Source organism: Novosphingobium sp. BL-S-34 (assembly GCF_056857015.1).
Window position 1 is genome coordinate 1,113,487 of the sequence record NZ_CM166472.1, and the last position, 20,444, is coordinate 1,133,930.

The following is a 20,444-nucleotide window of genomic DNA, read 5'->3' on the forward strand; positions in this document are numbered from 1 at the left end:
TCTCAATTACCTCCGGTCTTACGGGCTACGCTGCGTAGCCCGAACAGCCCCGTTCTGTCGGCATGGACGATCGCGTCTCGCTCGCCAACCACGGATTGCCATTGCGTCAAACTCGCAGGATCACTGAACACGATCCCGGTGATCGCGGAGGAAGGAATGTCCTCGAAAACCAGAACCTCGGCCTGCACATCGGTCGGATCACAGGACGCCAGCCCTAGCTCCGCCCGAGTAGGCGGAGCATCGCCATTCAGGAACAGGCTGCTGAATGCCTTGGCGCTTCCCAGTGATTTCCGGTCTCGCCTGCTGATCCGACGATCCGCAGCGTTGTGCGCACAAAACGCCACCTCGCTTTCCCAGAGAATGGCCGGATCGAGCGAGAGCACTGCCCAGCGCTGCGCCGGATTGTTCATCCGCCAGCGATAGAAAAGTTTCTCGTTGGGATGCGAGATGGAAACACAGATCGCATTCTCGTGCCCATCGATCCGATGCTCGTCATTCCAGCGAAACGGAATCCGGCTGGCCTGCAATGCCTGTACCGGGCGCAATCCGTGCTGGAAGATGGATGGAAGGTTCTCGACACGCGTGAAATGATAGAGCGAGGCGATGCCCTGCAGTCCGCAGATGGCACGGATCATTTCCGCTTCCTGCTCGAAGGGACTGACCGGAGAAAGCTGAAGCCGCCTGTTCTCGGCCAATGCCGCAGCAATTGCGCCTCGGAACGGGTTCTGGCGCACTGGTGTGGGCATGATGTCGGCCAGAACGGACTTTTGAGCCGTCTCAGGGCTCTCCCGTGGCGAATGAACCGCTGGTGGACCATCAATCCCCTGGCTTTTGGCGTATCTAGCGAACCCCTGCGCAATTGCCGGTTCGTCCAGCTTGTCCAGAGCCTTCCAGAAATGCCTTGCGAGGTTCGCATTCTCCCTGAGCTGCAAGCAAACATCCTCGAGGAAACGCGCGTGCTTTGCCTTTGCTTCCAGGATGCCTGCTTCTGCGCCGTCGGCCACTCGCACGTCGGTGTGCCGGGGCGGAAATCTGAAATCCGGTGGTGTCGAAGGAACGCGCAGAGCGGGCTCGGCTTTCGTCTGCTCCATGGCAGAGGTGATGTCAGCCAATGCCTTGTCAAACCGGGCGCGCCTTTCCGGCGTATCGTAAGTCCGGTCGATCCGGTCTTCCTCACCAGCCCGCTTGAGGCCCGCCTGCAGCACGGCCTGCTCCGGGTAAGTCGTGCGAACTACCGCCGACACCCTTTCCTGGATGGCGACCTTGACCTGGACGGCATCAAGCAGTTCTTCAGACTTGCGCCGAAAATGTTCAGCGCCCGCCGCCAGGTTGTCGAGAAGCCCTTCCGCGGAAACCGTGCCCATTAAAGGCTGCGTCGCTTGGGGTGTTCCATTGCCTTGGAGGTTTACCCGGTCGAGGACAGGAGCTGTGCCGGCCACCGACGGAAGAGGTGCGCCCGGGCGAGTACCGTTGCCGGTCCGGGATTGATCGCCGCCTCCTGACAGGAGGCCGTAACTTCCCCAGATGACAAACAGCTGCAGGAGGATCAGCGGCGACGCGAAGACCATCACGAACGTGAAGATCGTCCAGCCAAGACATAGGAGCTCAAGCTTGCCTCTCGCGAGAACACGTACGGCCAGGATCGACAGGAAAATCGCGATCTGAAAGCCCAGAATCGAACCAAACATTTACCCCCCTCGGACAAGCAACTCTCTGCATCGCCCTCTAAATTCTCGGCACTGTCACACGATTTCGTTGGCCCGGGCTGCCAAATGACTTCGCATTGCTCGCAGATCATCGCGGCGATTGCTTCGAAGCAAAGACAATTGGCCCTCGGCGCGCTTCTTGAATAGCGCTACATCCGCCACGATACCGGCAGCGAGGCCCGCACGCTCAGCTTCATCAGCATCGCTCCATAGCAAAGCGTTGCGATGCGCCAGCTTCGGCAGATTGCGGCGGATCAGGACTGCCGTTTCCATAAGTTCAAGCGCCAGCGGCTCCGCGACGGAAGCCGCCATAAGCCGTGCGCAGGCATCACGGGCACGGTTGAGGCTCCGGACGTCTGCTGCCGGCAGCATCCCCGTTAGCTGTTCCCATGCCTTCGCAACTTTGCGTTCGGCGCGCGGCTCGATGAGCCCGGCATAGACTTCGGGCTCCTGAGCTACCGGATCAGGCAGCAGCACTTCTTCTCTGGGACAAAGAGCCGGTAGCCGCCTCGAACTCCCACGTTGAAAGATTACCGCCGCCGCCAGAACAGTGACAATCAGACCCGCCGCCCAGGCGTATTCGGTTTCTATTCCAAACGCCGAAGCGCCAAGTCCAGCGGCTGCGCCCAAGGCGCAGGTCACGCAAAGCACCCCAACTGCCCGGAGCACGAACACCAGCGCGCGAAGGATCGCCCCGACAATGGCCAGCGCGACTATGGCGCCCATCACGAATACGAAAAAGCCAAGCAACGCCGCCAACTTTCAGGACCGCCCAAGCGGGAGCGGCGTACCTGGCCAAATAAAAATGTCGCATCCCATCATGAGACAGCCCCTTGTGCCGCGCATAGTTCCTCTTCCCTTGGTAGTGCTTTGCGGGCAAGTAAGCATCTAGTAAATTAGCAAAATCAACAAACAATTTGCCATTGGGACACCTCCAGCACTGGCACGCCCTACAAAATCCGCCCCCAGCACGGACACCGTCCACCTACCATGGACATCGAATTTCTCTCCCGCCGCCAAGCTGTGACCGAATGGCGTGATCGCCAGCTCTTCCACGCGATGACCATGCTCAACACGGCAGGCATCGAAGCACGCACGGCCCTCGATCGGCAGATCAAAGACGCCGCTCTGATTCAATCGGTCTGGGACCCCGCCGGTTTCGTAAATGCTCGGATCGACGAGCTGATGCCCGCTGAGGTCGCACTGCGCATCGACACTTTCCTGGACCAAGCGGCACAGGAGCTTCGCGCGCTCGAACCCCGCTTTTTTCCTTTCGCGGATGCGCTGGCTGCGAGCGCCTCGGCGATCGAAATGCCGGCTGCAGCAGAACCTGAGCCGGCCACGCCATCTGATACGGAGTGCTCCTCCACTCTCCTCCTCCAGCAGGGCGAAGGCAGGCTGTCGCGTGTAACCAAGCGGGTCGGCGACCTTGCGATAGCACGCTCAGCTCGGGAATGGGGCATCTGGGTTGCAGATGGCGTCACGTCCGTCGCTGATACAGTCAGCCGCTCCTTGCAGGATACCACCGGCCTGTACGAGCGACTCCGCCGTTTCGGCACCGAACGGATCGCCTCCGCCTGGATGGGAGATGCCGGGACGCCGCGCCCTCTCAAGGCCCAACTCATTCTTCTCATTGAAGATGTCACTCACGAAGCCAGGAGCGTAAATCTGTGACCATGTAAGGCCTCGCCGGACAGATCCTGATGCAGGTCCCCGCGCAGCATCGGCGCAAGCTTCTGATGGGCACTCTCAAGCTCACTGGCTCTGTCCTTCGCGATACCAAGACAGGACGGATTGTGGGGTTCTTACAAGAGGCTGCGCCGATCGCAGGACCATTGTCCCAACGGTTGTCAGGCCCAGCCGGAAAGTTCACCTCGGTCACCGCCGCAACGGGTAATCCGGCTTTCGGCGCAGTCACCGCCGGGGCAGACCTGGCATTGCAGGCTGGTCAACTGGTGCAGGGCGAAGCGATCCGCTCCGGCGTGAACCGCGTTGAACAAGGTGTGGGCAGGCTCGAGCATGGCATGACGCGCGTAGACGAAAAGCTCGACGGGATCAGCGACCAACTCCGTACGCTCGACGAAGGGATGGAACTCCTCGAGAATTTGGGCGTAGCCAACCTCGCAATGAACGCCGCTGGCCTTGGCGTATCGATGGTTGGGTTCGGCATCATGTCGATCAAGCTAGACCGGGTCCAGGCACTGATCGGGGAGTGATCGATTGTTGCGGCAAAATCGTTCACCTAGTAAGGCACCTTCGGCCCAACTCATTTGCTACCCACGGTTTGCATGAAGATGGTTTGAGGGGCTTCGCATCGGTCGGGCACGACAAGCTGCGCCGGTCAGAATTCAGTCTTGGGATGCCGCGTGACGACAAAGAACTATCGATACTCGATCGCCGATGGCCAAGAGCTCGTTGACGACATCCGACTCGAATTAAAGGACTTGTTCGACCGCCATTACGGAATCTGGGGAGCGTCTGCCCCTCAGCCGGGAAATCGCGTGACCATGCCAAGAGATAGGTTAAACGACCTTCTCGACCGAGAAGAGGCTTACGTGCTTATTGCCCGAGACGGTGACATGCTGGTTGGCTACGCTATAGGCGCACGCATTCAAGTTGACGGGGGCGCCGTCAGCTGGGTGACTCAACTGGTCGTTCATAGCGATCACCAGCAAAAAGGCATCGCGACCGGGCTCCTTAGAAGCGCTTGGGGACTTTCGGACGACCAGGCATGGGGGCTAGCGTCGGCGAACCCCTTCGCCATCCGGGCGCTCGAAGCAGCGACCTTTAGACGCTGCTCACCGCATGAGATTAGGCAGCGCATAGAAATGCTAAGAACGGCTCTGCCACGTGTTGCGGGCTATCTAGACAGCCCAATCACGGTCGACGACCGCCGCGCTGTAATCGACACGGGCTTCCGCGTTAGCCACGAGGCTTCCGATGCCTCAATTTCGAAAGTGTCCGACGCGGCTCCATGGATGCTAGGTGAGCTGGCGGCTACTGAGGAATGGCTCGCCGTTGTGTTCCAGTCGCAAAATCCTCGCGACCTCACGTCCACCGATATCGACGAACTGTTCGATGCTGGAGGCAGGGTCGTGAGTGAGGCCTACGATCGGATGGCTTATGGAGCCGTCAAACCTCACAATTGGATGAAGCACTTTGGGTCCGAGTGCGATGTCCTGGTTGAACTCCTGCAGATCGCCCCCGGCGCAAGCATTCTCGATCTTGGATGCGGCAATGGTCGGCATGCAGTCGAACTAGCTTTGCGGGGTTACAAGGTGACTGCCGTTGACCGCTCCGAGGCTTGGCTTGCACAAGCGCGCAAGCGGGCACACGAGCAAGGACAAACAATTCACTTCTTGCGAGGCGACGCCCGCACCCTGGATCTCAGACAAACCTTCGATGCGGTTATTTGCCTCTACGACGTGGTCGGAAGCTTCCGAAGCGACAATGACAACAGCGAGATCGTCTCGACGATCGCGCGTCACCTCAAACCCAGCGGAACGTTTGCAATCTCTGTTATGAACAGGGTCGTCACCGAGCGCATTGCCATCCATACCGGCGACCTTGGCCAAGAGCCAAACCTTGCCCACAAGATACCTGCCAGCAAAACGATGCAGAACACGGGCAATATCTGGGACCCCAATCAGTTTCTCGCCGATATGGGTTCAGGCGTCGTCTACAGACGAGAGCAGTTCGGCATGGCGGGAATGCCTCCCATCGAACTTCTCGTCTGCGACCGCTGCGGATTCCGATGATCCCGGCCGCCTGTTCCAATCTGATCCCGGCCATCATTCCGATTTGATCCCGGCCGGGCAGAAGCCAGATCGTGTCGCCTGATGGCATTGGGGATTGGTGATGGTCAAGCGGCGGTTTGCTGTGCAGGCCGACGCATGGATTCACCTTCGAGTTCGAGCCGGTGTGCGTTGTGCACGAGGCGGTCCAGGATGGCGTCGGCGTAGGTCGGATCGTTTATAGTCTGATGCCAGCGGGCCACGGGAAGCTGGCTGGTGACAAGCGTTGAGCGCTGACCGTAGCGGTCCTCGAGAATTTCGAGGAGATGATGCCGGGCGTTGCCATCGAGCGGCTGAAGACCCCAGTCGTCCATTATCAGCAACTCGACCTTGGCGAGGCTTTTCATGCGGGCGGCGATACGGCCGTCACCCTTGGCCAGCGTCAGTTCGTCGATCAGCCGCGGCAACCGGGTGTAGAGAACCGAACGGTTATCGCGGCAGGCCTTGTGGCCGATCGCACAGGCCAACCAACTTTTCCCGATGCCCGTAGGTCCGATGATGGCCAAGTTCTCGTGTCTGGAGATCCATTCGCCGGCCAGCAGCGTCTCGAAGAGCCGGCGGTCAAGACTGCGGCGCGTTCGGTAATCAACGTCCTCGGGCACGGCGCGGTGCCGCAGCTTGGCGTGACGCAGGCGCAGAGCGAGGCGTCTGTCATTTCGGTAGGTGGCCTCATGGTCGAGCAGCAGCGCCAGCCATTCGGCATGGCTGAGGCTCGCCGCGTCATCGTTGCCTTCCATCTCGGCGAAGGCTTTGGCCATGCCGGCCAGGCCGAGCTGGCCCATGAGGTCCAGAGTGGGATGCTTCAGCATTCTTGCTCCTTCAGTTGTAATAGCTTGAGCCGCGGATGTTGGAGTGGATGATCGGCTCTTGCTCGGGAGATTGGGGAACGGGCACCTGATCGAGCCCCTTCTCGAGGATCGATTTGACCGACGGATAATTGCGCGCCTGGATTTCCAGGGCGCGCAGCGCCGCGGCTTCGAGCCGCTGGGCACCGAAGCGTTTCTCGAGCCCGATGATGCCCAAGCATGACCGGTAGCCCTGTTCGGGATGGGGCTTCGCCTCGATGACCTTCTCCACCAATAGGGACAACATCGGCCCGATCCGGCTTGCCTCTTCGCGGATCTTTGCCGGCGTCCATTCGCCGTAGCGCCGATGGCTGGAGGGCATGTGCTCGGGGACTGTAGTGTGCCGGCCATTCCCGCTGCCGCGCATGTGCACGGCGATGCGCTCGCCTCCCAGGAAGATCTCTACCGTGCTGGCAGTGAACCGAGCTTCGACCTCGCGGCGGGCGAAGCGGTGAGGGACGGAGTAGTGATGCCGCTCGATCGCGATATGGTAATCGAGCCCGACGCGGTAGCGGCGCCATTCGGCATGAACCCACGGCTCTGCCGGCAGCGGCTTGAGGTTTGGAACATCGACTTCGTTGAACAGCTGGCGGCGTGTCTTGCCGAACTGGCGCAGCACCCGCCGATCATTGAGATCGGCAAGGCATTCGGCGATCGCTGCGTTCACCTCGGCGAGGCTGTAGAAGATCCGATTACGTAAGCGGCCCAATAGCCAGCGCTCGACGATACCGACGCAGGCCTCGACCTTGGCCTTGTCCCGCGGCCTGCGCGGCCGGGTCGGCAGGATCGCCGTGCCGTAATGCCGGGCCATGTCCGTGTAACTGCGGTTCACCTGAGGATCGAAGTGACAGGCCTTGATCACCGCCACCTTGGCATTGTCGGGTACCAGCAACTGGGGCACGCCGCGGAAGAAGGCGAAGGCAGCATTGTTACCCGCGATCCAGTCAGGAAACTGCTCGGTCCACGTCGCCAGCGCAAACGACAGGCTCGATCCGCCCATCACGGCGACGAAGATGTGGGCACCGCGGACTTCCCCGGTCCGCCGGTCCACCACGACCGGCACCGTATCGCCAGCGTAATCAAGGAACAGCTTCTCGCCCCCGGCATGGCTCTGGCGCATGACCAGCGGCAAGCGGCCTTCCCAGCGGCGGAACAGATCGCAGAATCTCGAGTAGCGATACCCGTCCGGATGCTCGGCCCGATACTCCTCCCAGAGCACCTGCAGCGTCACGTGTTTGCGCTTCAGTTCGCGCGCTACCACCGGCCAGTCCGGCTCCGGAAGCTTGCGTCGTCCCGGCTTTACGCCGGAGGCGCCATACAAGCGTCCCTCCAGATCTATGTCGCCGATCTCCGACGGAACCGGCCACGCCAATCCCGAGCGATCGAAGCGCACGATCATGTCGCGCACTGTAGACCGAGCGACGCCAGTCAGTCGGGCGATCTCGCGCATCGGGACACAAGCCTCGCGATGCATTCTCATTACTTCGCGCACATGGCGCATCTTCGGCCTCCTCGTCGGCATCTCCATCCTCCGGCTGCTGCGCCGATAAGATGGACCCAACGATCGGGCTTCTCACTCCCTCCCAGGTGGCCGGGAATTGCTCGGAATGGTGGCCGGCATCATCTCGGAATCCCGGCCGGGATCAAATCGGAATGGTGGCCGGGATGACCCCGGAATCCGCAGACCGCCGCTACCGCCCCGATGAGTTGGAACAGATGTGTCGCTTAGCAGGCCTGCATGCCACGAACATTCATCCCGTCGGGCTAGCGGAATGGAACCGGCCGCTCGAAGCAAACGACGAGCGTGCCAAGGAGATACTATGCACCGGCGTTTTGCTGAAGCAGGGCGGACCAATATGAAGTGAGTGCCTTCATCGGCCGGCCTGGTGATACGACTTTAAGGTGTCTATCTGATGATCCAGCGGTGGTGCATTACTCACAAAGGCTGTGCCAACAACAACCTCAGCTGCTGAACGAGCAAGGTGCTTCAAAGGCAGCACCTTGCTCACATCAAGTCCGCGCGGAACTTCAGGACGGACATTCCAAAGCAGTGACACCGAGACCCTTGGCTGGCTCAATTCTGTCCGAGGGCGAGGGTGCTGCTTGATACTCGCTGACTCACGAACCTCTCCCAACCAGTCTCCGGCGTGAGGAAGCCATCAAAATCTTCTTTCGTAAGCATGGCGTAATGAAACCGACTGCCTTCAGCCAGCCGCTCTGCGGCTTCCTGCTTGGCCACTACCACAGGATCATCTGCCTTCCAGGCCGATTTGACCTCTACAAGATGCGTTGTACCGTCTTCACGTAGAATGAGAAAGTCCGGGTAATAATTGCAGACCGTGTGGGACTCTGGATGGATGTAGTTTACGCGGAAGCCCGACTGCCCATGCACCAGCATACCGGTGAAGTAGATTTTGTCGCCGTCGTTAAGATCCAAGACTTTTTCGAAAAAATCTATCTCAGGCTGACTGTCGAAACAGTAATGGTCGAGGTGGAACGTACGATACAGAGCATTAGAATACCTAGGTAAGTCTCTGCTCGCCACCAGATGCGGCTTCGCTCTGAAGGTAAACGAAGGAACTGGGTTGGTTTCGGGATCGTATCCCTTCACGAGCTCTATCTGCTCTTCGATCGAGTCTTCGAATTTCTTGATCTCGAACAAGGCCTGGAAGACGGATGGAATGATCAAGTCATGCAAGATGGCATTCGACATGTTTGTAACTGCAACCAGCTGGTCCAAACCGACCTCCGTTTCGCGCAGCATGTCGCCGATATCAAAGGGGGATACATTATCGCCGGCGAAATACCGAGCGACCTCGGCGATCAGCGTGTATTGCGAGAACTTGCGGTTCTCAAGCCTGTGCGTCACGTCGACCTGTTCGTCCGCTGCTGCGTTCACGACTTTTCGACGGCGAAGCGTCGCCCGGTACTGCTCCATCGCGCTATCCGACAGATCAAATGACAGCCTCTCCGGTTTATCCTTGCGTCGAGCCTGAAAGAGCTCGCGACGGCGCGTGATTGTCAGCACCACTGGCGGAGGAACTGCCATGACGGTATAGGTCTGGCTGTCATCGGTTTTCTTCGGGCCGATCTCATCGGTGGTGACGCGGAAGTTCTGCTGCAGCTCGTCCTTGAGTATCTCCATATTCTCGGCCGATAGGTAAATGTGTCCCGACTCTTGGATGTCGCCGATTGCGCGCAGGCACCGCATGGTCGATTGCAGCACAAAAATACGGGACTTTGGCTTTCGATAGAGCGCCACCCCGAACAGCGAGCGGCAATTCCAGCCTTCCCGCCCCTTGCCGACGAGCAAGATAAATTGCTTGTCGGATTCTTCGGTATCAAGGCGGTTGAACTCGCGAATGTCCTCGGCAGTGGTCAGCTTTTCGTTACCGACATTCACCAGAATGCGGCCTATTGGTACTCCTAGGTCCGACAAGACCTTTTCCAAAGCTGGGCGCAGCTCGGTGTCCAATTCCTCGATGGTGGATGCGAAGATCGCCAGCTTCGGCAGCATGCCTTCACGCCGATTCTCTCCTTCACGCTCCCAGAAGTCCTGCACTGCCAACTTTAAGAAATCACCCGACTTTACGTTACCGGAATAATCGACAAAATCTGGTTGCTTCAGATAGGCTTTATCGATCGCCGCCTTCAACCCATAGGCATAGACTACCTCTGGCATGATGGTGTCTTTGACATAGGGAGTGCCGGTGAAATTGTAACATCCGACGACACTGGTCTTCTTGTGCTCGAGCGCACGTGCCAATTCGTCTATTGTCGTGCGAAGCGCTGAGTCTTGCTTGGCCTGTCCGAGGTCCTTTTCCAATGCCGCACCCATGGAATGGTGGGCTTCATCAACATAAATTCCCAGTTGTGGTAGCCGTGCGATGCGCTGGAATCGCGCATTGACGGCGAGATCTGCGTCGGTTTCTGGCGCGGCTTCGCCCAGCATTTCGTAAAGCTCACCATAGACCTCTGAGAGCGTTCCGGCCTTTTCTGAGAACAGCTTGTCGGTAACAGTCAGTTCGGCCGAGCGACGCTTTAAGATGATCTTCTGTGTATTCGAGATGATGACATTGAACGAAGATCCATCCTGCGCACCAATGGTCGAGGCGGTATCATCGAGAAAATGGAACTTCAGGTTCGAACGCAGAAAATTCGCATATTCCGGTGGGATGACCAATTCCAGATCGAAAGTCTGGATCTCCTTCAGTGACTGCAACACGGTCTTGTCCGGCGCAAAAACCAGCGCGTTCTTGCAGAATCGGGTATCCTTGCTGAACTTATTTGCGAGAAGAAACTCATAGAAGATGCATGTCGCCATCAGGATGGTCTTGCCCAGCCCCATGGTCAGGGCGAAGATGTAGTTCGGATAGGAGCGGGCACGCTCGCTCAACCGGGTAAAGATCGCCTGATATTGGTCCTCACCCTCCAGCTCCATGAAGGGAAGGAGTGTGCCTTGGCCCTGCCGGTCAGCGCCGGTCGTCTGGAACTCGGAAAACAGCCCCTCGTTCCTGGCCCATTGCTGGAAAAGCTCATGGACATGAGCGTTGTCGCCGAATTCCTTCAAAAAGACATAAGTTTCAAAAGCCTCGAATTGCGGCTTCCGCAAAAAAGCATCTGTCCGCAGCTCAGGATCGTTGAAGTCGAGAAGCTGCTTCGAAAGCTGCTTGTAGCGCTTCCGGATCGTCCCGCGATTGTCTGCGTAGAATTTGAGTAGCGCCTGAAAAAAGGCGAAGTCCTGCCGGACCGTCTTCTTCCCCTTAGCCATTCCGGATCTCACCTTCCCATGACTCAGAGAGGAGATCGGTAATCTTCACTCGGATAGTACCCGCGTCATCAGGGATCGCATAGCGGCCAACAACCAGTTCATCCTTACCCGGCGCATCCACAATTGCCGGCGTCAGGACGGCCCCGTCATAATGGAAATCGACCTTCACACTTTCGACCAGTTGCCTCCAGTCCTCCACAGCATCGCTTTCCAGCGACAGCTTCTGCAAGAGGTTCATCGGGAAAAAGCCTGCAATCACCAGCTCGCCATTTTCTATGGCCAGGCGAGCGTCCGACGACTTCTTGAAATGCAGATGGGACTTGTCGCGAACGAGATCTGTGACCATCACCTCGATATCAAAGCCTGATTTCTTGGCCTCAAGCGTTAGATGCGAGCCAAGATCGGGCTCGTGGCCCATGCAAACCAAATGGATGCGCTCGACGGGCTGGTTCGGCGCTTCCGCCTTGCGGCGTTCGAATGCCTTGAAGTCGAGCCCGTTGATAACTTCGTTCAAATCCTGCCGGGTCGCGATGCGGTTCACCGGCATGATCTTGACCAAATAACCCTCGCGCTGGCCATCGAACGCGCTACTGGCAGGCAAAGGCTGCAACTCCATCGCCTCGCGGATCAATTCCTTAGCTTCAACAGGATTGCGGAAGAGATCGTAGTTGTTGACGTTGTATACCTCGAAACCGGTGTAGAATTTCTGGGGCTTCCGCTCATCTTCCTCGTCGAACAGATCGCTATTGCTGGAATTCAGGTCATGGCATTGGCGAATCGTATTAAATCGCTCGACGGCAGTTTCGACGGCCGCAAGATTAATATCTGACCCGAGAAAGCGACGACCCAGCTTCATTGAGACAGCCTGAGTGGTCCCTGAACCCATAAAAGGATCGAATATAAGATCACCCGGATCAGATGCTGCCTGAATCACTCGTGCAATAAGATGCTCGGGCTTTTGAGTCGGGTAGCCAGTGGGCTCGACCTTATCTGCAGGCTGCAGCATAGACATACGCCAAACATCATCGACGGTCCTGTGAGTCGAATTTATATATACTACGTTCCCATTTTCATCTTTGGCATTCACCAATGATTGCGTCTCAGGATTCCATTCGCGCTTAATTTGCTGAACGGGCTTATCGCGCTTTTCCCGAATTTTGTTGAATTTCGGACTGCCACCAGATTTATACCAAATGATAACATCATGGTTCGAAGCAAATTTATTGATGTTCCCCTGCATTTTATTATAATAATGCCATATTATTTCATTCATGAATGCGGTAGGGGTAAAAACTTCATCAAGAATATTTCGAATTTGATGCGATTTATGCCAATCGCAATGAACGAAAATTGAACCGCCATCTTTTAGGAACTCTTTACACAGTATGATCCGCTCATAGAGCCACTGCAAATAGCCGTCGGAAGTCCAAATATCAGCATACTGCGCCTCTTCAAAAGAGGATCGCTCTGTGAAGGCGCTATTGCCTCTCAAGCCGATTTTTTTCTTGTATTCGGCCTTACTGTCGAACGGCGGATCTAAATAGATCAGATCAACCTTGCCGCGAAATTCGCGCAGCAGATGCGACATCACTTGAAGGTTATCACCCCAGTAGACCTGATTCCACCAGCCATCCGTCGGATCGCCATAGGATTCCTTCTTCTGGGCTGGAAAATACTGGGCGGATTTGAATGGGCGCTTTCCCGCCCAACGCAGCTCGGGAAACCCTCGGATCGGCGGCAGATCGAATTCAAACGTCTCAAATGCTTCCGGGTTGTTCTTACTCATGCCGCCCCTTCAATTCCCTGCCGTCTCGGCGTTGGCCGCGCATTAGACGCGGCAGAATGTCATGTTGCAAAATGACCGGAAGTCGCAGTTCTTGCACAGCTTCTCCGGTCGGTCTCGCAACCCATAATCCTTTGATACGATTTTGCCGATAACGAAATCGACCTGGTCGATTGTCCCCTCGATGTCGGCCATCTCTCGTTTGAAGGTGATCCGTGGGTTTCCAGCTTCCTCGCCGGTGTAATAGAGTGCCATGCGATCCACCCGAACGCCGCACTTTTCCTCAAACAGGTGAGCATATATCTGTAGTTGCCGCCGGTAGCGCGCCAGCTTCTCAGCATCGTCAATCAGGTCTGGCTTCTTTTCCGTCTTGAAGTCGATGATCTCCCAGGACCCGTCGTCGGCCTGGATCAGATCGACGTTGCCTGTCAGGATGTAATTCTCCTTGAGCAGACTAAGTTCGACCTCGGCTTCACGTAAACGGTGCCAGTTGGTCCGTTCTCGGGCCACATAGGTCGCGATATGCCGCCGGGCGATGTGAAGCACCGGCTCGCCTAGATAAACGCGCTCTTTCTGCGAGATGTTGGCGTAATTGCTGCGAAACCACTGATCGATCTGTTCGGTGGTCACCTTCTTCTCGTCCCCGCGAAGCACCGCCTTATGAATGTCCTCAATGGTCTGATGGACTAGTGTGCCGAACAGAATGGCGTTCGTGCGCACGGGAGCAAACTCAAGGTCCTTGAAGAAGCGGTATTGCTGTGGACAGGCCTCAAAAATCAGCACATCCGACGTGAAGGAGTAGCTGTGCTTGAGATTGGCTTCCTTGACCGCAGCCAGCTTGATGGCGCCAGGATCAAACCTCAGCTCGCGCCAACACTTGAGTGGCGAATAGACAGGCTGAAAGCATTGCGTTGGCACGTGGCGTTGCCCCCGCGCCTTAGGTGTATTCTCCTGACAGCTAAGGACGAGCATGTTCTGCGCGCGCGAATATGCCGTATAGAACAGCCGCCAGAAGTCGAATGTCTTGATCCTGTCGAGCGGCTCGAAAGGTTCGTCCGTGCCGAACTCGGCCTCGAGCATGTCATCCAACGGTGAGCGTTGATGACGCGGCACGGCGTCGAGTGAGCCGGCAATGACAATCGGAAACTCCAGCCCCTTGGACTGATGGATCGTCATGAAGGAGACGCAGCCCGATGGGGCATATTCCGCTTCATCCTCATATTCCTCAATCCCGCCATCCCACAGGAATCGCAGAAAGTAATTGAAGAGAGTAATCAGATCACGCTCAAGCCGATCCGGCTGAAGGATGATGACGTTGTAGAGATATTCGTACTTATTGAGCAGCCGCGAAAACTTGGCGAGGTTGCGTGCCGGGCGACTGTCTCTGACCCCGGCGTGAGCGAGGTGCTCGCCGAGGTAACGGCTGAATGTAGGGAACTGGATCAGATCGTAAAACAGGTTGGCGAACGAGTAGTTGGTGTTCTCCGACAGCGTGAGGTGCTCCCTCGCCTTGTCTTTGACCCATGCAACAATCTGCTCGTCAGCGCCGGTTTTGAGATGGGTGATGAAGTCCCGCAGACAACGGTCGAAATAGGCCCAGACATCAAGCTGCATCCCCTCCCGCGTGGCTCGGATCGCCCCGTATTGGGGGAAGAGAAACATGAAAGCGCCGATCAGCAGCCGGATTTCATCGCGCTCAAAATACATGTTGGAACGCGGTGCATAGATAGGGATGCCCCCTGCTTCCAGATCATTGGCGAACTGTGCGACCTTGGAATTGCGGACCGACCTAAATAAGAACGCGACCTGGTTCCAATCCTTGATGATGCCGTCGCCGCGAAGTTTGTTCAGGAAGGCAACAATTTCGCTGGCCCAGTTGTCCTCGCCATCCTCTCCGGAGACTTTAAAGACAACAGGGCGCTTTGCGCGGTCATCGCCCGCAGCCTCGATGACCTTGGGGAAGCGGTAGGATCGATCAATCCCTTGCCAGTCAGCAAGATCCATCCAGCGGTTGTAGAAATCGACGATATCAGGATGTGACCGGTAGTTTTTGGTCAGGTAGATCTGCTGGCACACGCCTTCGGAGAAGCGGCTCGGAAATTCGAGGATGTTGCGGATCGAAGCGCCACGAAACCGGTAGAGAGCCTGATCATCATCCCCAACGACGCAAATATTGTTGTGGCGAGAAGCTAGCTTTAGAACTATCCGCTCCTGAATGACGTTTGTGTCTTGATATTCATCAACCATCAAGTAATCAAAGCGTTTGCAGAGCTGTTCTGCCACTTCAGGCAGCTCCAATAATCGAAGCACCTCGACTTGGATCGATGAGAAGTCGATGTAATTATATTGACCAAGCAGCGTTTGGTAGAGGGTGTACGCCTTGCCAAGCATCTGTAGATCAGCCGTTGTTGCCATTGCCAGAGCTTCCGGCATGACGGCTTCTTCGGAAAGCTTGTTCAGATAGCCGCAAAGCCGTTCAGCGACACGCCATGAAGGCAGATTCTGCGACGGCCGTATGAAGTCTTCTAATCCCTCAATTGCCCGGAATTCAGACAATCGCTGGAACACAAAGAACTGCTGATCGAACTGGTCGAGGATCGTGAAATTCCGACGGATGCTCGAAAAGGCGCGGAACTCGTCAATGATATCCAGAAAGATCGAATGCAACGTGCCGACCCTGAGCTCGAGCGGGTTGACATTCGCGCCGGACCGTTGGAGTCGATCAGAGATCCGGACCTTGAGTTCCTTTGCCGCTTTTTCAGTAAAAGTCGTGATGAGCACGCGCCCCGGCTTTACGGCCCGCGACGCGATCAAATTTACCGTTCGTTCAACCAACGAGAAGGTCTTGCCAGATCCCGGTCCTGCGACAACCAGCAAGGGCCCATCGAGCGTTTCAATAACTTTCTGCTGCTCGAAATTTGCCCCCACACTGCCTCCTTTGATTGTGCGTCGTTCAACAGACCATTGTTAAAAGATTGTCGCGGCCGAGCTGCCCACCCGATATTCAATTGGTATTGAGCCAGAATTCAGTCTCGTCCTGTCCCAATGACGATTTCGGGCTTATTGAGTGCCCCCTCCAGGGCTCCTATCAGGTGACTGGTAGGATGATCAAGCATGGTGAAATTCAAGCAGGAGGCCGTGCCATCGCGCTGACAAGCCTCCAAATCGCGAACTAAACTTGATGGCGACTCGCACAGCTGCGGGTTTATTCGAGTTCGTCAGTCGAGGATAATAGATCAGAGCTCAATTTCACTTATCACCTAATGCTGGACGCCTGCGGCATTCTGCTACGAAAGGCTGTCGCTCCAGTCTAGAGTGCAATAGAATACTGCGATTGCGCGTTTCTCCGCGCCAGACAAGCAGTCACGCAAATACTAATTTTCGACACATCTCAGTCATTCCGACGCGCGAGGTCGTTGCGCCTTGGCTTTTCGATTAGCAGACTTTGCTGAATCGGCCGTCTGATACTCGACTGAGCGCATTGCGATCTTTATCTTCTGCCACCTTTCCGGATCGGCCACTTCCAAAAGCCGCTCGCCAGCGCTCCACATGTCACGCCCAAGCATATCGGCAGCCCGCTGCTCCGGCCAATGCCAGTGCTCGGGCGCAATCCGAGGAACTGTGTCCCGACCGACCACCCCCAGAAAGCATCCCACAACAAGCGTCGCACCGGCCACTATGGTCATCCATTTGGTCTGCTCCTGCTCCTCGCGAGCCGAGAGGACAACGGTACCAATGGATTCCGCGACGGTCCGGAGGTCACTCTGCGCCCGCTCCCCGGCCTGGTGACCAGCTTGGCGCCCGTTCCTCCCCGCCGCCTCGATCTGCGCGGCGATCTTCTCCGGTGTCAGCGCCATGGCGGGCAGCTTGATGAAATTTTTCACCGCGCCGCGCACCTTCTGGAACTGCCCCTCGATCTTGGCCAGCTCCGGACTGTAGTCGCGTCCATGCATCTCCTGTAGTTTGACGGCGAGGCCGTCGACGGCAGCAGTCAATCCTGCCAGGCGTCGGTCCATAGCCTGGAACGCGTTGGCGGGATCAAGCTCTTCGGAGGTGGGATCTGTCATTCGACCAGCCTAAATCCCAATTCCCCGCGAACGCGAGCGGTCTAACCAGGTCTGGACATCCCGAGACAGCGAATCGTTCTCAGACGATGCCATGCCTCTATTCGAGCGCTGGCGAAGCAGGGGATCAAGCTGGGGATCGCGCTGAAAACTCTTGGCCAGGTAATCGATTCGCTCCGCCACACGCTCTGCCCCGACGTCGTCGCCGAGCTTCCGCAGGCGCTGGAACTGCCGCGTCTTCGCCTGCCACTCGGCGACGAAGCTGTCGGCGCCTCATGCCTTCGACCCGTAGCTGGCCCTCGATCATCATCGCCTGCATGGTCCGCGCGGTGCGCCCCTTGGCGCTCTCGTCGACCAGCGAAAGATCCTTGGTCATCGCCACATGGAGATCGCGCGCTCCATACTCGCGCTGCCCATCGAGTTCGGCGGCGGCGCGCTCCAAGGCCTGAAGCTGGTGGGTGATGGGCCTCAGCCCTTGCCGGTGCATCTTCGTGATATCCTGCATCGCTCGCCCATAGCGCTCGACCGCCGCCTCCAGCGGATTGGCACGCGCCGGCTCGGCCGAAGGCGCCTTGAGCCGAAGCCCGGCAAAGGGATCGCGCTTGATGACGACCTCGGCTTGCGGCTCGCGCTTCATTTCGCGAGCGGGACCGTAATCGGAGGCCATGTCCTTCGACCGATCGCGGCTGAGTGCCCTCACCAGCTTCGAGCGATCGGCAAAGTCATCCTTGCCATAGTGGAGATCGACCTGAGCCCGATGACGTGACAGCGCCACGTACACGCCGTGCCGATCGAGCCCGGGCGTGGCGAGGACCTGCACCCGGTCCACCGTCATCCCCTGGGTTTTATGGATCGTCGCGGCATAACGGTGATCGACGTCGGCATAGTCCTTGAGATCGAAGGCCACCGACCGGCCATCGTCGAGCGTGACCGCCATGTTGAAGGGCGAGACGCTGCGCAGCGTGCCGAGCGATCCGTTCTTCACCCCCATGCTGCGTTCGTTGCGGAAGAACATGTCGCGGTCGCCCACGGGGAAGGCCCGCTCACCGCGCTCGACCTTGAGCGCGACATCCTCGCCCAGTTCGCCGGCCTCGCGCAGCGTCCCGCCCCGCCAGCGATCGCAACGGCTATGCCGACGAGACACAATAGGCGGCTCGGTTGAGCGTCAGCGAAATAGAGCGCGGCCGCGCCCAGCACGGGGCGGCCAGCTTCGGTCCGCGCGGCGAAAAATACTACGACAACTGAGATGGGACGATCGGTGTGGTATATTGTCGCAATTTCTGCGGAGTCGCTGAAATCGCAATCAAACGCGGCTGAAATCCGCCGTTCCTCGCCTCAATTGTATGACGACACCTTCTTCAACCGCTTCCCTTATGCGGCTTCCTCATCACCCGATATTTGACCGGCCGCAGCTTCCATTTCCGCAACGTCGTCTGTGAAGTCGATGACCATCTGGATGGGCTGATCCTCCGGATGCTCATCATTGAAGTGAGCGACGTCCTGTTTGATTTGGAAGCAGTCATCCACAATTGCCTTACGGCGCTGGCCAAAGGACTTCTCCATAAAGGACCTCGGCGCGGTGTCGATGTCGGCCCAAAGGCTCAGCTGTTGACCACCGATCGACTGCCTCACCGAGTGCTTGGCTCGATACTTACGTCCTTTTCCATCGACCCGCTTTTCCTGGCGGAGGCTGTCTGCGAGGGCATCCCGACAGATTTTCACGATGTCACGCGGCTCAGGTCGGTACAGACCATTATCGATGGCCCACGCCGCGACCTCGTCAAGCGAGACGGGATCGGAACGCACCTCAGCGGTGAACCGGTCAAAGATCGTCTGCATTTGTTCCTTAAACGTCGCCACTACCATGCAACCTTATTTAGAGTTGTGCCTCGGCCGTATTGCCCCAGCCGTCGCTAACAGCCTCCTTGAGGAGGTAACGCCTGATCGGAACCTGATATTTTCGTAGATAATCGTATCGCTTCATTTTTTTCTGCAGCTGGCCGATCACCATTGCTGGATGAACCGAAAGAACTGCGGCAAATCCGACCACATCTCTCTCAGAAAAATAGGGATGCTTGCGGGCATAGAATGAGGCCATCTTCGCGGCCGGTACGCAGAAATCAGCGGCAGCCTGATTTGCGACTAATTCCTCGTCAGCCTCGTTCGCGGGATCGCCTGTACTTTCGCCGCTCAAATTGTCGATCATGCCGATTGACAATTTGCCATGCCCTTGGAGCACATGTTCGATCTCATGTCGCAGAACGAACCAGAAGTTATCGATCCGGTCATAAAGCGTCGACATCCCGATGACCGGGGAGGTGTCGTCCAACCAAGTACAAACGCCATCGATCTTTGCGCTGGGCAAAACCTCAACCAGCACAAAGCGAACGCCACAGCTTGCCAGAAGACCAGGGACCGAGGCGACCGCTTCTGGATCAACCATCAGACTCTGCAGTTTCGGGAGAATGCCCTGAAGTTTATCAACGGAAAATGACCCAACTTCCATCTGCCTTGCGAGTTGGCGCACTCTGAAAACCCAAGCAAGCTGATGCGGCGGAGTGGTATCGTAATGAGTGCGTTTGGCTGCAAAACCAACCCCGCTTACAGCGTCATCATTCGCCACCTCGAAAAAGCGATCCATCTGGAGCTTGAGGAGTGAAGCTTCGCTGTCCTGTACCCAGCCCCGGCGTATCATATCACGCACAGGAAAACGAGCCTGGAGCTCGGCCCGAGTTTTCACTGCCGGATCTGGTTCTTTGGCGTTCTGAAGATCGTAACTGGCCTGGAGGTTGAGGAAGAACTGTGGCGATGTATCGAAGGCATCCCCGAGCAACCGAGCCATATCCGGCGTGATACCACGCTTTCCGGAAAGGAGAGGGTTAAGTTGCTGCTCAGTCTGCCCCATTATGAACGCTAGATCGCGCTGAGACCATCCACGAAACTCAAGCTCCGCCTTGATGAAGACTCCAGGAGGATCAATCGCCACTTGTTTACCTATGCTCATGCCACTGCCCCCCGCAGCTTCTGCTCTACTGCTGTAACGACCACCGTCATGACACTATTCTTTTCTTCAATACGGACAACCATCGCCCATTGTGACGGTAAGATCACAAGATGATCCGCCATGTTGGAGCGCGGCTGCAAACCTAGACTTTTCCAATTATGCAGCGTCCGCATGTCGGGCGCCGCCCTTATGACACTGAGGCGTTGACGCGCGGCTTGAATCACAGCGACCGGAAGGCAGGTTTCAGCAGCACCCTCCGTCTCAATCAAAGCTAAGCGCTCATTTGCGAACTCAATCTCCATGGCTGCCAGATACCAGTTGCGGTGATATTGTCAACGCGACTTAACGCAAGCCGTTAAGTCGCGTTGACAATCGGTAAGTTGAGGTGGCTTTATCCTATCGCATTCTCGCGTTTCGTTAGCGGCTCAGAGCTCCGCGCGAGTACAATTGAATCCAACACGAATTGATCGCCGGAAA

General features: G+C 57.1%; 15 protein-coding genes. 3 read left to right on the forward strand and 12 right to left on the reverse strand.

The window, feature by feature from the left end:
- Positions 1-2: 2 nt before the first annotated feature.
- Both AC1VV3_RS05140 and AC1VV3_RS05145 read right to left on the reverse strand, forming a co-directional pair.
- A complete protein-coding gene (locus AC1VV3_RS05140; RefSeq protein ID WP_482962004.1) occupies positions 3-1,688 on the reverse strand; it encodes a DarT ssDNA thymidine ADP-ribosyltransferase family protein in 1,686 nt (561 codons plus the stop codon).
- Positions 1,689-1,742: 54 nt separating this feature from the next.
- The gene (locus tag AC1VV3_RS05145; RefSeq protein WP_482962005.1) at positions 1,743-2,465 is read right to left on the reverse strand and encodes a hypothetical protein; all 723 of its coding nucleotides are present in this window, start codon (positions 2,463-2,465) and stop codon (positions 1,743-1,745) included.
- 231 nt (positions 2,466-2,696) lie between these two features.
- Between AC1VV3_RS05145 and AC1VV3_RS05150 the strand changes: the two genes are divergently transcribed.
- The 3 genes from AC1VV3_RS05150 (at position 2,697) to AC1VV3_RS05160 (ending at position 5,464) form a co-directional block, all read left to right on the forward strand.
- Positions 2,697-3,380, forward strand: coding sequence for a hypothetical protein (locus AC1VV3_RS05150; RefSeq protein WP_482962006.1), 684 nt, complete (start codon positions 2,697-2,699; stop codon positions 3,378-3,380).
- Positions 3,381-3,445: 65 nt separating this feature from the next.
- Entirely contained in the window at positions 3,446-3,922 is a 477-nt protein-coding gene (locus tag AC1VV3_RS05155; RefSeq protein WP_482962007.1) for a hypothetical protein, read from the forward strand.
- 150 nt (positions 3,923-4,072) lie between these two features.
- Positions 4,073-5,464, forward strand: a complete 1,392-nt coding sequence (locus tag AC1VV3_RS05160) for a GNAT family N-acetyltransferase (RefSeq protein WP_482962008.1) — start codon at positions 4,073-4,075, stop codon at positions 5,462-5,464.
- A gap of 104 nt (positions 5,465-5,568) precedes the next feature.
- On the opposite strand, the gene istB is transcribed toward AC1VV3_RS05160, so the two are convergent.
- The 10 genes from istB to AC1VV3_RS05210 all read right to left on the reverse strand — a co-directional run bounded on the left by istB (position 5,569) and on the right by AC1VV3_RS05210 (position 20,269).
- A complete protein-coding gene (gene istB, locus AC1VV3_RS05165) occupies positions 5,569-6,309 on the reverse strand; it encodes an IS21-like element helper ATPase IstB (protein ID WP_482961680.1) in 741 nt (246 codons plus the stop codon).
- A 10-nt stretch (positions 6,310-6,319) separates the two neighbouring features.
- Positions 6,320-7,846, reverse strand: a complete 1,527-nt coding sequence (gene istA / locus AC1VV3_RS05170) for an IS21 family transposase (RefSeq protein ID WP_482961681.1) — start codon at positions 7,844-7,846, stop codon at positions 6,320-6,322.
- Between the two features lie 573 nt (positions 7,847-8,419).
- The gene (locus tag AC1VV3_RS05175; protein ID WP_482962009.1) at positions 8,420-11,116 is read right to left on the reverse strand and encodes a type III restriction endonuclease; all 2,697 of its coding nucleotides are present in this window, start codon (positions 11,114-11,116) and stop codon (positions 8,420-8,422) included.
- Complete coding sequence (locus AC1VV3_RS05180; protein WP_482962010.1) at positions 11,109-12,902, reverse strand: DNA methyltransferase; 1,794 nt, start codon at positions 12,900-12,902, stop codon at positions 11,109-11,111. Before AC1VV3_RS05180 ends, AC1VV3_RS05175 begins: the two co-directional genes overlap by 8 nt.
- 42 nt (positions 12,903-12,944) lie before the next feature.
- Entirely contained in the window at positions 12,945-15,827 is a 2,883-nt protein-coding gene (locus tag AC1VV3_RS05185) for an ATP-dependent helicase (RefSeq protein ID WP_482962011.1), read from the reverse strand.
- Between the two features lie 467 nt (positions 15,828-16,294).
- A complete protein-coding gene (locus tag AC1VV3_RS05190) occupies positions 16,295-16,966 on the reverse strand; it encodes a DUF6118 family protein (protein WP_482962012.1) in 672 nt (223 codons plus the stop codon).
- Positions 16,967-17,090: 124 nt separating this feature from the next.
- Positions 17,091-17,993: a hypothetical protein gene (locus AC1VV3_RS05195; RefSeq protein ID WP_482962013.1), complete on the reverse strand. Its 903-nt coding sequence runs from the start codon at positions 17,991-17,993 to the stop codon at positions 17,091-17,093.
- Positions 17,994-18,334: 341 nt separating this feature from the next.
- Entirely contained in the window at positions 18,335-18,829 is a 495-nt protein-coding gene (locus AC1VV3_RS05200; protein ID WP_482962014.1) for a hypothetical protein, read from the reverse strand.
- A gap of 10 nt (positions 18,830-18,839) precedes the next feature.
- On the reverse strand, positions 18,840-19,967 hold the full coding sequence (locus AC1VV3_RS05205) for a HigA family addiction module antitoxin (RefSeq protein WP_482962015.1): 1,128 nt from the start codon (positions 19,965-19,967) through the stop codon (positions 18,840-18,842).
- Complete coding sequence (locus tag AC1VV3_RS05210; protein WP_482962016.1) at positions 19,964-20,269, reverse strand: hypothetical protein; 306 nt, start codon at positions 20,267-20,269, stop codon at positions 19,964-19,966. Before AC1VV3_RS05210 ends, AC1VV3_RS05205 begins: the two co-directional genes overlap by 4 nt.
- Between the last annotated feature and the right edge of the window lie 175 nt (positions 20,270-20,444).

Coding starts and splice junctions, on each gene's coding strand:
- AC1VV3_RS05140 (WP_482962004.1), bottom strand. CDS start 1,688: ATGTTTGGTTCGATTCTGGGCTTTCAGATCGCGATTTTCCTGTCGATC.
- AC1VV3_RS05150 (WP_482962006.1), top strand. CDS start 2,697: ATGGACATCGAATTTCTCTCCCGCCGCCAAGCTGTGACCGAATGGCGT.
- AC1VV3_RS05155 (WP_482962007.1), top strand. CDS start 3,446: ATGGGCACTCTCAAGCTCACTGGCTCTGTCCTTCGCGATACCAAGACA.
- istB (WP_482961680.1), bottom strand. CDS start 6,309: ATGCTGAAGCATCCCACTCTGGACCTCATGGGCCAGCTCGGCCTGGCC.
- istA (WP_482961681.1), bottom strand. CDS start 7,846: ATGCGCCATGTGCGCGAAGTAATGAGAATGCATCGCGAGGCTTGTGTC.
- AC1VV3_RS05175 (WP_482962009.1), bottom strand. CDS start 11,116: ATGGCTAAGGGGAAGAAGACGGTCCGGCAGGACTTCGCCTTTTTTCAG.
- AC1VV3_RS05180 (WP_482962010.1), bottom strand. CDS start 12,902: ATGAGTAAGAACAACCCGGAAGCATTTGAGACGTTTGAATTCGATCTG.
- AC1VV3_RS05190 (WP_482962012.1), bottom strand. CDS start 16,966: ATGACAGATCCCACCTCCGAAGAGCTTGATCCCGCCAACGCGTTCCAG.
- AC1VV3_RS05200 (WP_482962014.1), bottom strand. CDS start 18,829: ATGGTAGTGGCGACGTTTAAGGAACAAATGCAGACGATCTTTGACCGG.
- AC1VV3_RS05205 (WP_482962015.1), bottom strand. CDS start 19,967: ATGAGCATAGGTAAACAAGTGGCGATTGATCCTCCTGGAGTCTTCATC.
- AC1VV3_RS05210 (WP_482962016.1), bottom strand. CDS start 20,269: ATGGAGATTGAGTTCGCAAATGAGCGCTTAGCTTTGATTGAGACGGAG.